The following is an 11,736-nucleotide window of genomic DNA, read 5'->3' as shown; positions in this document are numbered from 1 at the left end:
CGGCGAACCGCCTGCCCTGCTCGATGTCATCACACCTCAACGATTCCACCCCAAGGGGTGTGACGCCACACCCACAAGGGTGATGAAGTCGAAGGATCAGGTGCCGCTCTCCTGGAAAGGAACAATCATGAACATCCTTGTCATCGTCATCGCGATCATCGCGATCATTCTGCTGCTGACCGGCGGGCTGGTGCAGTCGCTGAACTTTCTCCTCTGGATCGGAATCGTGCTGTTGGTCATCGCGGTAATCGTCTTCCTGGTGCGACTTCTCACTGGACGCCATCGCGTTTAGACCGTTGGGTAGTGGAAAGGCAACGATGGGAACGCTCGTCTACGGAAACGGACACGAAATCGCAGTCGACGATCGCACCCTGTCCCACCTACAGATCGCGATCGGGTTGAAACTGCGACGGCGGGAAGGGTTCTTCCTGACGTGGAATGAGTGCGGCGCAGACAGCCAACGACGCTGCTCCGTCTGGATCGACCCTGCGATCCCGCTCGTGTTCCGGTACGAGGACAGAGTCGCCACCCCGATCGACCGCGATTGGCTGGAACAACTCAGCCAGAGCTCCAACAGCCCGCGTGGACTTCACGTGCTCCAGGAAAGCGCCGCAACGAAGCGAGTCATGCCCATGCTTTCGTGAAGTCAATCCCTCGCGCACGCGAGGTTCTCGGCATAGCGTCGAAGCCGTGGCAAGACCACAGGAACCGGGTGACAGATGGGCGCCGTGAAAATGACCAGTTCTGACTCCGCACTGGACGGCTCCGAACGGGCGGACGATCTGTCGGCTGTGGCGTGGACGCATCAGAAACGGGATCTCTGGGTCGCCCTACGATCCGGGCAACTCGTGGGCACAGTCGAACTTGTCGCTGAGCATTTCGTCTCGTGCGACGCCTCCGGAAAACATCGCGCGGCCCATCCCGACCTGTGCTCAGCGCAGCGAGCTGTGGAATGCGGCTGGTAGTTCTAAAGGCTGGGCCTTGTCCGTCGGTTCCTACCACCATCACGATTAGGTTCCGATAGGTCTCCTAGGTCTGCGGGGCCAATGCGGAGGTAGCCACAGCCGGAAGGTTTGGGGGGAACCTTCCGGCTGTGGGCCTTGGGTGATCCGCAATCAAGGGACCAGATCCTCGTCGTGCGGACCGAACCGACAAAGCCGAGCGACAGCCCGCGTCAACCTTGACGGTGGTCGACTAAGCAATTCGTCAGGGCAAGACCAACCGCACCGCACCGCGCCGACGATGACCGCCCGGGAGATCGAGGTGTGCGTGTCATGCGGGCTCGACAGCTGATACCTGGGTAAGCCAAGTGTCAGCGAGCGCCCGGTGGCCGAGGGGGGTCGGATGCACCCCGTCGTAAGCGACCGCCGCCGCGCCAAGCCGTTCGGCGGCCTCGTTCATCACGCGGTCGGTGGGCAGCAGGACCGTCTCGAACTGCTGGGCGAGCCGTCGCACGGCATCGATCTTCGGGTCGAGGTCCTCTCGCCAGCGATCCTGGTCCTTCGAAATAGGGGTGAGGAACGGCTCCATCAGCGCTACAGTGCATCCGAGTTCGTCCCGCACGCGGGTCAGCAACCGGCGATAGCCCGCCTCGAACACGTCGACGCTCGTCGGGTCATCGCTGTCGTAGCGCCGCCAGGTGTCGTTGATGCCGATCAGGATCGTGAGCACGTCCGGTCTCAGCGCGAGGCAATCGGCATCCCATCGCTGCTCAAGGTCGGGCACCCGGTTGCCCGAGATCCCTGTGTTGAGCACCCGAATGCCGGGCAGCCTGACAGACAGCTCGGCCGCGATGTCTCGAACATAGCCATCGCCAAGCCGAGGCACGTCCGTCTCGAGACGATGGCAGTCGGTGATGCTGTCGCCCGTGAAGAGCACGGTGCCGTTGGTGGGCAGCGGTATGGTCATGGATGTCCTTTCGAGCTGCACGGAACCTTAGGGTTCCTTGGTGGTTGCCGCCATCGTCGACAGTGGCCTACTGAGGTCTACCCGGGGTGTTCCGTCGTCCCACACCATTTCGGCGATCGCCATGCCGCGCTGCACGGTTGGCGCCATCAGCCTGATATGGAACGCGATCGTCTGAGCGTCGGTATCAGATGCGGCCGGAGGGCGCAGTGTCACCATCGCCCCAGGGCCGAGGAGTCCGGGGCTCGGCGCCAAGAGGGGGGTCTCCACCCTCGTGTATGGTCCGGCTACCGCATCCGCCACGGCATACCGCGTCGCATATGTGGAGAAATCCCCCGTCGAATAGAAGAGGTAGTACTTGTCGGCGTGCTTCGTGATGTGGGGCGCCTCGAACGAGCCGTCGGTCCATGACTGGTGCAACAGCGGCGTCGACTCGCCAAGGAACGTGATGCCGTCGGCGGCGACCTTCTGCAGTCGCTGCGTGATGTCATCACCGATGCGCTGCGTGTAGAGCAGATATCGCGTGCCGTCAGTGTCGACGAACGCCGAGGGGTCAAGGGCCCACGAATCCGATCGTGCGATGAGCGGCCACTCCCCGACCGGCACGAATGGGCCCCTCGGACTCGATGCCGTCGCAGCGCCGATGCACTCGTGGTACTCCTGAGTGGCGGCCAGCGCGGCAGCATTGAGGGTCGTGTAGTACATGATGTACGAACCGTCGTCGAGGCGATCGACGTCGGGTGCCCACACCCTCCCCTTCTCGGTCCACGGCGGCAGCACGGGGAGCGCGTCGCCCTGATAGGTCCACGTGCCGTAGGGATCGTCGGCCGTCGCCAGGCCGACATTGGCGAGGATACGGTCCGAGTTGTCGCTGTCCCACGATGAGGAGTCCGTCATCCACGCCGGCACCAGATTGGTCGAATACGCGTAAAAAGTACCGTCGGCTTCGATGACCGCCGGGTCCGGGAAATCCATCCCGATCGCCAGGTAGGGCGACGAGTGGCGATCGGTCTCCGTCGCATCCACCGTGAAGCTTTCGAAACTCACCCGTTCGACCTTTGCTGCTTCGGTGGTCGCGGCGAAGAACCCGGCGTCCTGCCGCTCCGCACTGCCCGGGACCAGTGCAGTGTGCAGCTTCGTCCACGTCATGCCATCGACCGAGAACGAGCTCGTCACTGCGATGCCGTTCCGCGTCAGGCGCAGTGAGAGCGGCACGCTGATCGGCTCGGCGGACGACACCGCGTACGTCTCCGCACCGGCGGGATCCCACGTCATGACGAGTCGATTGGCCGCGGTCACGCCGAGTGTGACACACCCAGCGCGGTCACCTGCGGTGTAGTCATTGCGCAGGAAAATCCCACTCTCGTGGAGAGCCGACTGCTCGATGATGCGGGTCGTCACCCTCGAATCGGCGGCTGCCGCACGGCTCACATAGAGGGCGCTCTCGCGACCGACTCGCTCGAGAGCGCTCTGATCCGCGCTGCGCTCGAACTCGAACCTGTCTGTCGAGGGGTCGAGCGTCCAGGGGACGTTCGCCTCCTCAGGCGCGATGCGGTACTCAGGTGCGGACATGGGATTCATGACCGTCTCCTTCCGGAAGAGTCGTCAGGGTGTCGTGCCGAGTCCGCGCCCATGCGGCCCCATCCTGATCTACTGTTGCACTAGCAATAACTAATTACGCAACTTTGTTACGATAAACCAGGAGTGTAGCAGCGGTGCCGAGAATGCCAAAAACCAACCCGGAACGGGCGTCGTCCCAGCACGCGGTCGCAGGAGATCGCTCGCTTCTGCGCCGCATGAACCTGCTCGCCCTGCTGGAGCGCATGATGGATGGCCCTCAGACCATCACCCAGCTCGCGGACTCGACCGGGCTGTCGCGCACCGCCGTGGACGCGATCATCGACGACCTGGTGCCACTCGGCTGGGCCGCGGCCATCGAGCCCGAACCGAGAATCGGAGCGGGCCGGCCGGCTCGGGGCTTTCGATTTCGCGCAGAGGTCGGTTGCGTCCTCGGGATGGACATCGGACCACACAAGGTCGAGGTCCAGGTCAGCGACCTCGCCGGGCGGGGCCTCTTCGTGACCCGCACCGAGGTCGCCGAATCCCTCGGCGCCGACGAGCGCTTGAAGGTGGCCGTGGATCTCGTCCACGCGGCACTTGCCGGGGCCGGCATGAGTCTCGACGACGTCTGGATTGCGGCGGTGGGGACCCCTGGCGTGGTTCAGAACGGTGTGATCTATCACGATCTGGAGATGGTCGATTGGCAGGGGCTCGACCTCGCCTCCACCCTGAGGGATACGCTCGGGTGCCATGTGGTCGTGGAGAACGACGTGAATCTCGCCGTTCTCGCCGAACACTGGCTGGGGGTAGCCAAGGAGGCCTCGAGCATCGTCTACGTGCTGGTGGGAAACAGGACCGGCGCCAGCATCATGACGGCCGGTCACCTCTTCCGCGGATTCGCGGGCGGAGCCGGCGAACTCGGCGCGCTTCCGGAACTGGGCTGGCTACACTCCCAAGAGCATCTTTCCGGCGTCGTCGTGGACGGCCGGGAGCTGAGCCGCACCGAGATCTTCCAGTCCGCGGCGGCAGGCGCCGCCCCCGCAGCCGACGCGGTGGACCGATTCAGCGACGCGATTGCGACCGGAGTCGCGGCGTACGTGCTCGCGCTCGACCCGGAAGTGGTGGTCATCGGCGGTGGCGTAAGCGCGGCCGGAGCGAGCTTTCTCGAACCACTGGAGCGCCACGTGCGGAAACGGACGATCACCCATCCAGAGATTCGCCTGTCGACCCTGGCGGACAGGTCGGTGGTCCTCGGTGCGGTTCGACTGGCGTTGGATGTCGTGCAAGGTCGTCTCGCGGCCGCCGTCACCGAGGGGTCGGCCTTCCCGGCACCGTCGGCCGAGTTACTCACCACCGCGGCCATCTGAAAACACGATCCGTCGATTAGTTTCGACAGTTGGTATTTTATTTGCCGAATCGGGTAATGTCCATTTCATGAGTGGACCATCTGCAGCCGGAATCGTATTCGTACCCCACACCCATTGGGATCGTGAATGGTACGAACCCTTCCAGGTCTTCCGTTTCCGGCTGGTCGAGGTGCTCGACGAAGTTCTCGAACTCGCAGAGCGCGAGCCGGCGTTTCGATTCACTCTGGACGGTCAAGCAGCGGCCATCGATGACTACTTGGCGATTCGCCCGGAGAACGCGGAGCGTGTTCGTGCGCTCGTCTCGGCGGGTCAGCTTGCGATCGGCCCCTGGTACATCCTGCTCGACGAGTTCCTCTGCTCGGGGGAGACGATCGTTCGCAATCTCCAGCTGGGCGTGTCCATCGCCGAAGGGCTCGGCGGCGCGATGAAGGTCGGCTACCTCCCTGACATGTTCGGCCACATCGCCCAGATGCCTCAGATCCTCGCCAAGACCGGCAGGCTTCACACGGCGCTCTGGCGAGGTGTGCCCGGCCGCGTGAAAGAACATGCCTTCCTTTGGCGGGCGCCCGACGGTTCGAGCGTGCGTGCGGAGTATCTCTTTGACACGTACAGCAACGCACTGGACCTGTTCCTCCTCCCGGAGCGGGTTCGGGAGGCGGTGGCCGAATACGCATCCAATACCGCGGACCGCTGGGCGACGGATCCCGTGCTCGGCATGTTCGGGACCGATCACATGGCACCGAACCCTGCCCTGCTCGAGTGGGTGCAGCATGTAGATCAGCCCGAATTTCCGGCTCGTATCGCGACGCTTGACGAATACGTCGACATGATGCCATCCCCCGAGACACTCATGGTGGTCGAGGGAGAACTTCGAAGTCACGTGCGAGGCAACATTCTCCCGGGCGTGCTCTCGATTCGCCGCGATCTGAAGGTCGCGATGAGTGCATCCGAACGTCTGCTGTTCGATGCCGAACGTCTGGCCGCGTCGCACTCGGAACGCGATTTCTCGCCATTCTTGGACGCCGCGTGGCGCAAGGTGATCGAGTCCTCCGCACATGACTCGGTCGTCGGGTCGGGCACAGATGAAACGGTGACGCAGGTGGCTGCCCGCCTGGCCGAAGCCGGGCAGATCGCCCGCGCGGTGCGCGATGGAGTGATCGCTGAGATGGCGACATCAGTGCCGCAGAGCATGTTCGTCGCCTTCAACGCCCTTCCGTTCGCTCGTGTCGCGTTGGCCGAGGTGGAGGTGGAGTCGTCCGCCCACCTCGGGGGCATATCTGCGAGCGCGAACGGGACGGGGCTGCGGACGCAGCTCCTCGATGAGACCAATGCGGTACTGGCAGACGAGTCGTTCTCGGCTTCAGACCTGCATCGCGTGGCGAACCGTATCCACCGCACCGAGCTGTTCGGGTTCGAGATCGAGTCGTACACCATCGAACCCGGCACCCTCACGTTCCGCCTTTCCTCGATCGCGCGCCCCGGTCTTTTTGACCTGCTTGGTTTTCGCGCCGAACTCCACCAAGCAGCAGAAGCGCACCCAGGTCGGTGGCGTGTGCTCACGCTTGCCGGACCACGCCAGAGAGTGCTCATCGAGCTGCCCATCGCTGGATCGTCCATCGTTCCGGTGTCTCTCGATCCGGCCGCGGTCACTTCTGATGTCGACACCGTCTTGGATGGCGTTGTTGCAGGTTCGGCCGGGATCTCCAACGCTGACGTGAGCGCAATAGTCGACACCCACGGGTGTCTGACGATCACCGGATCGGACGGGACTGTCCTATCCGGCGTCGGTCGAATTGTCGACGGCGGAGACCGCGGCGACAGCTACAATTACGGCCCCCCGATGTACGATCGCCTCATCGACGAACCCGTCTCTGTGGAGGTCGAGGTCTTGGAGAGCGGGCCGTTGCGAGGCCGGCTGAGGATTCGCCGCACCTACCGTTGGCCGACCGACCTGGACTGCAATGCCGATCGGCGCGGAATCGACCTGGTCGATGTGGTCGTCGACATGGTCGTCGAGCTGCGCAGCCACGAAGACTTCGTGAGACTGAACGTCGAATTCGTAAATCCCTCTCGCAGTCACCGTGTCAGGCTGCACGTGCCTCTGGGTGAGCACGTCCCGGGTTCCGAATCTGAAGGGCAGTTCGCCGTCACCGCTCGAGGTCGTGAAAGCGAGGGCGGCTGGGGCGAGTACCCGCTCCCGACATATCCGGCCGATTCATTCGTGAGTGCCGGGCCGGTGACGGTGCTGCTCGAGCATGCCAGCGAGTACGAGGTCGTGGATTCCGCCGGCTCGCGGGAGTCTGAACTCGCGATTACTCTTCTTCGCGCCGTCGGCTCGATCAGCGTGAACGTCCACCCCCTGCGAGAGGAACCCGCGTACGCCGAGGTTCCTATTCCGGGTGCACAGGAAATCGGCTCGACCGTTGCGGTCCGCGCCGCGATTCTTCCCTCACGAGCCGGGTGGCGTGCTGCCGGTGCGGTTGAGCGTGCGAGCTTGTTCCGCTCTGACGTCCTGATCTCCAGAGGCTCCGCGGTTGGTTCAGCCGCAAGAAGGTTCAGACCCGGGTTCGAGGTGAGTGGACGTGACGTTCACGTGAGCAGCCTGAGGCGAGTCAGCGGGGGTGTCGAGCTGCGCCTGGTCGCCCTCAGCCCGAGTCCAGCATGTGCGCGTGTCACCGGGCCGTTCCGCTCCGCGTCGCCCATTGATCTTCTCGGCAATCCCGGAGCAGCCATCGATGCGATGAGCGGACTGGAGGTCGAACTCAACCCGTGGGAGATCTCGTCCTGGCTGTTACAGAGCTAGTCTGCAGAATGCTTTCGGCGACCTGCTCAGGCGTACGATCCAGCGTCGAAACGAGCCTGGTCCGGTGTGCGATCCACTCGGCGCTCTCAAAGTCGGCCAGCTGCTTGATTCGCCAGGCGACCGCCGCTTCCTCAACCGCGTCCGCTCGAATGCGCTCTACGAGCTCGGCGTGACGTGCAACAAGGGTGACGGCTTCGACCTCGACTCCCCCTAGCGCGAGACGTGGATGATCTCGTCGCAGTAGTTCTCAACGAGCACTGTCTGGGGCGCGACAATCGTCCCGCCAATCGCCTTTCGACTGAGAGCAGCGCAGCGATCACAAGCTCTCGCCATGACGGCCAGTCTTGGAAATCGTCAACCGGCAGCTTCCCACGAAGCGGCGCTTCGAGCATCGCCCCGATCCATTCGGTGTCGAATACCGGAAAGATCAGGGCGCGCGTCGACCAGTGCGCGAACGTGGTCGTCTTGCCGCCCGCCGAAAGGGCCATTCACCCAGCGGATCACGATTCGACGCTATCGGACGCCGGCAGCCTCGCCTGTGAGGCTCGCACCGGTTACTTGCCCAATCCTTCAGTCATTCCGCTGATCACGCGTCGACCGACGAAGAAGTACAGCAGGATCATCGGCATGATCACGATGACGATTCCGGCGAAGAGGCCACCCCAGTCGGAGGTGTATTGCATCGCCGAGTAGAAGTTCAGGAGTGCCACATTGAGGGTCTGCATTTGTTGGTTCGGGATGAGCAGGAGCACGATGACGGTCTCGTTCCACAGCCCGAGCACGTTGAGTACGACCATCGTGGTGATGCCGGATCGAGCGAGTGGGAGCATGACGCTGCGAAATGTCCTGAACGGGCCGGCTCCGTCGAGGGCGGCCGCTTCCTCGAGTTCAGCCGGAAGTGAACGAAAGTATCCGACGAGCACGAAGACGGTGAAAGGGAGACCGAATACCACGTAGAACAGCACCACCGTGATCCGTGGATCCCATGTGCCGAACACCCACTCAACCATGAACCGCGAAAGCCCGGCGCTGATCAGCACGAGGGGCACGGTGAGCGCCTGGATCGGTACGCTCATGCCGCTGGCGAACAGCGTCGCGATCGGACCCTTGGACTTGCCACCGAGGCGTGCCAATGCGTAGGCCGCCGGCAAGCTCAACCCCATGATGGCCGTCACGGAGATCGCGACGATCACAACCGTATTCACCGCGGCGATACCCAGCCCCGACGTGGCTAATGCGGTCCAGTAGTTGCTCCACTGCCAGCTCGCAGGCAGCCCCGGGTTCGCGAAAATGTCGCGCGGGGTCTTGACCGAGTTGAAGAAGATCCACACGACCATGGCGACGTTGAACAGCACCCACAGCCATAGCGATGCCTTGATCGCGAAGCTGACGAAGTACTCGAATGCCGACAACAGCGGCGGGGCAACGTCCGTGCGATTGCGACCCATTAGAGCTCCAGATTGGTTCGTCGCGCGATACGCCGCGACAGAATGATCAAGATCACCGTGATCGCCGTCATGACGACACCGATCGCTGTGGCGCTCCCCAGCTGGGGGATGCCGCCACTTTCCCCGGTGGTCACTCGCAGATACTGCTCGATCGCAAGTGTTCGTGCCTGAATCGGCGGAATGCCGGCTTGGCCGGTGACGGCCAGGATGATCTCGAACGTCTTGATACCCGCGATGACCCAAAGAACTGCAGCCGTCGAGAACATGTCGCGGGTGAGAGGAAGTGTGATGTGGCGGAACTGCTGGAACAGCGAAGCCCCCTCTAACCTGGCCGCTTCGAACAGGCTCTCGGGGATGCTGTCGACGGCCGACATCAGGAGCACGGCGTAGAAGCCTGCAGCACTCCAGATCACGCCGAGGACGATGATCGACAGGATGTAGTCCGGCCCGAGCCACGGGCGCTGGAGGGCCCCCATCCCGACCGCCCCCAGCGCACCGTTCACCAGACCCTTCGGGTTGAACATGAACGACACGGACACGCCAATGGCGATCGGCGAGATGATCGCGGGAACGAACACGGCGGAGCGGATAAACGCGCGCCCCTTGGTGCTGCGCAGGACGATCATCGAAGCCGAAACGATGATGAACAGTGCGACCCCGACGATCAAGGTCAGCGCCAAGGTGTTGCCGAGGGCCGCGAGGAACACCGGGTCCCTGAACAGGTCGACGTAGTTCTGGAAACCGACCCAGGTCGCCTCGGCCCCAAGTCCGGACCAGGTCGTGAAGCTGATGAGCATCCCCGCGATCGCCGGGGCGACGTAGAGCACGACATACAGGATGAGCGCGGGGAGCAGCATCGGAAGGTAGACCCGGCGGCGCGCCCGATCGAGCGCGCCGCCGTTCCCGTGATCAGCAACCCTGGCCGGCATTTCGGCCTGGGGCAACGGAGTGAAGATAGTCAACTAACAGCTCACTTGCCTAGCAGTGCTGCGGTCTTCTGCTTGCCCTGCGCGAGGAACTGGTCGGCCGTGAGCTTGCCCCCGATCATCTGATCATCGAGCGGGACGAACACATTGTTGAACCACTGCGGAGCCAGCCAGCCGGTGCCATCGAAGTCGAGCGCGACCTTCGATGCGCCGTCCAGGCTCTTCTGGATCTCCAGGAGCTCCTTCGGTGCCGGCGAGTCACTGCGCGACGGGATGTTCTGAGTGTCCGTCGCGATGCGGTCGTTGTATTTCTTCTGCAGCGCGAATGCGATGAACTGCCCGACCTGCTTCTGCACCTTGGAGTCCGGGTTCACAGCCCATCCGAGAGCGCCGAGCATCGGAGTGACGGTCGCACCCGCGTGCACGGGCGGCATCACGATGACTTTCGGCTTCTGGGTCGCACTGCGAACCGGCTGAGTCTCGCTTGCGAGCCAGGTGCCGTTCGCGATGAAGGTCTGGTCGCCCGCGGCCCATCCGTTCTGACCGGCCGGGAACTTCGTCGCCATGTAGTCCTTCTCGAACAGGTTCGTCTTGACGAGCCGGCCGACCGCCTCCGCGGCGTCCCGTACGGCGGGATCGTCCCACGCCGCGGGGCTGGTAGCCATCTTCTCCAGCTCTCCGGGGCCTGCGGTGGACAACAGCAACTGATAGAACCAGTAGCCGTTGTACGGCGAGATTCCGCCATCGAGAGCGATCGGCTGTTTGCCGGTTGAGCTCTTCACGTTCTTTGCCACATCGAGGAAGTCATCGAACGTCGCCGGCGGCGTGGTGTCGAAGTCAGGCTGGGTCGCGGAGTCATACCAGAGCCCGATCGAGAAGATCGAGTATGGCACGAACTGCGGCCCCTTGTCGCTCGAGATGCCTTTGAGAACGCTGGCGGGGAGCACCTCCCTGATCGTCTTCTTCTCGTTCGGAATCTGGGTGTCGAAAATCGTGGAGACATCCCCGAGGGCCTTGGAGGCTGCCATCTCCGGCGCGCCGTTGATCGACGTGTCGTAGAAGTCGGGTCCGGTCCCGGTTGCGATGGCGTTCTTCAGCTTGTCGGTGGCCCCCGAGCCGACCCACTGGACGTCGATGTGCTGTCCGGTCTTCTTCTCGTAGTCATTGATGATGCTGGTGAAGAGCTTCGCCTGTGGGGTGTTGGCTGCCCAGGTGCCCCAGTAGACGATTGGCTTGTCTGTTCCGGAGCCTTGCGACTGGAGATTGGTGCCACATCCTGCCAGAGCGAGGGTAAGCGTGGCCGCGACGATCACGGCTGTACGGCGTTTAAACACGGTGGGTCCATTCTTGAGAGCGACTGTGATCTTGATGGGACGAGGGTCGTACGTCGACCCGCCGTAATTATATGCACAAGTCGCGTATTTAATTCTACTGCTCGTCTTACATCGAAAAATGGGACTCGCGTTCGGCATCACAATAACTCCGCAATCTGAGTGATGGATGCACCGCAGGTCAGTCGCGGAACCGTTCCGGAGGGGCCCGGTAGTAGACCCGCTGGACCCGTTCGCCTTGCTGCCAGAGGTGTCGCCGCTGGCATATTGACTTCGTTGAGTGAGAACAGGGCGATGCCCAAGTGTTTGTGCCGCCAACGCCGGCGATTGTGTGCCGCGAAAGTGATGCGCGGCACGGAAGACAGCCCCTGGGATCGATCCTCGCGACCGCCCCGA

General features: G+C 63.1%; 10 protein-coding genes. 5 read left to right on the top strand and 5 right to left on the bottom strand.

What is annotated here, in order from left to right; genetic code table 11:
- Positions 1-127: 127 nt before the first annotated feature.
- Together AAYO93_RS00570 and AAYO93_RS00565 are read left to right on the top strand one after the other, a co-directional pair.
- A complete protein-coding gene (locus AAYO93_RS00570) occupies positions 128-292 on the top strand; it encodes a hypothetical protein (RefSeq protein ID WP_345763087.1) in 165 nt (54 codons plus the stop codon).
- Between the two features lie 25 nt (positions 293-317).
- Positions 318-644 (top strand): ATP-dependent DNA ligase, encoded by a 327-nt coding sequence (locus AAYO93_RS00565; protein ID WP_345763086.1) that lies wholly within the window; start codon positions 318-320, stop codon positions 642-644.
- Between the two features lie 628 nt (positions 645-1,272).
- On the opposite strand, the gene AAYO93_RS00560 is transcribed toward AAYO93_RS00565, so the two are convergent.
- Positions 1,273-1,908, bottom strand: coding sequence for an SGNH/GDSL hydrolase family protein (locus tag AAYO93_RS00560; RefSeq protein WP_345763085.1), 636 nt, complete (start codon positions 1,906-1,908; stop codon positions 1,273-1,275).
- A 27-nt stretch (positions 1,909-1,935) separates the two neighbouring features.
- Positions 1,936-3,486, bottom strand: a complete 1,551-nt coding sequence (locus AAYO93_RS00555; RefSeq protein ID WP_345763084.1) for a glycoside hydrolase family 43 protein — start codon at positions 3,484-3,486, stop codon at positions 1,936-1,938.
- A gap of 143 nt (positions 3,487-3,629) precedes the next feature.
- On the opposite strand from AAYO93_RS00555, the gene AAYO93_RS00550 reads away from it, so the two are divergent.
- From AAYO93_RS00550 to AAYO93_RS00540, 3 genes are all read left to right on the top strand, one after another.
- Positions 3,630-4,832 carry an ROK family protein gene (locus tag AAYO93_RS00550; protein WP_345763083.1) on the top strand — a complete coding sequence of 401 codons (1,203 nt, stop codon included), beginning with the start codon at positions 3,630-3,632 and terminating at the stop codon, positions 4,830-4,832.
- On the top strand, positions 4,741-7,635 hold the full coding sequence (locus AAYO93_RS00545) for a hypothetical protein (protein WP_345763082.1): 2,895 nt from the start codon (positions 4,741-4,743) through the stop codon (positions 7,633-7,635). The genes AAYO93_RS00550 and AAYO93_RS00545 overlap by 92 nt, the downstream gene beginning before the upstream one ends.
- Before the next feature lie 64 nt (positions 7,636-7,699).
- Positions 7,700-7,849: a hypothetical protein gene (locus AAYO93_RS00540; protein WP_345763081.1), complete on the top strand. Its 150-nt coding sequence runs from the start codon at positions 7,700-7,702 to the stop codon at positions 7,847-7,849.
- Positions 7,850-8,189: 340 nt separating this feature from the next.
- On the opposite strand, the gene AAYO93_RS00535 is transcribed toward AAYO93_RS00540, so the two are convergent.
- Genes AAYO93_RS00535 through AAYO93_RS00525 form a run of 3 tightly spaced genes read right to left on the bottom strand, consistent with a single transcriptional unit; the run spans position 8,190 to position 11,343 of the window.
- The gene (locus AAYO93_RS00535) at positions 8,190-9,083 is read right to left on the bottom strand and encodes a carbohydrate ABC transporter permease (protein ID WP_345763080.1); all 894 of its coding nucleotides are present in this window, start codon (positions 9,081-9,083) and stop codon (positions 8,190-8,192) included.
- Positions 9,083-10,027 (bottom strand): carbohydrate ABC transporter permease, encoded by a 945-nt coding sequence (locus AAYO93_RS00530; RefSeq protein ID WP_345763079.1) that lies wholly within the window; start codon positions 10,025-10,027, stop codon positions 9,083-9,085. Before AAYO93_RS00530 ends, AAYO93_RS00535 begins: the two co-directional genes overlap by 1 nt.
- Positions 10,028-10,053: 26 nt before the next feature.
- On the bottom strand, positions 10,054-11,343 hold the full coding sequence (locus AAYO93_RS00525; protein WP_345763078.1) for an ABC transporter substrate-binding protein: 1,290 nt from the start codon (positions 11,341-11,343) through the stop codon (positions 10,054-10,056).
- Positions 11,344-11,736: the final 393 nt, after the last annotated feature.

The sequence above is a fragment of the Diaminobutyricibacter sp. McL0608 genome (assembly GCF_039613825.1).
GTDB lineage: Bacteria > Actinomycetota > Actinomycetes > Actinomycetales > Microbacteriaceae > Diaminobutyricibacter.
Note: the sequence above shows the minus strand (reverse complement) of the source record. Positions and strands in the feature narration are given on the sequence as shown.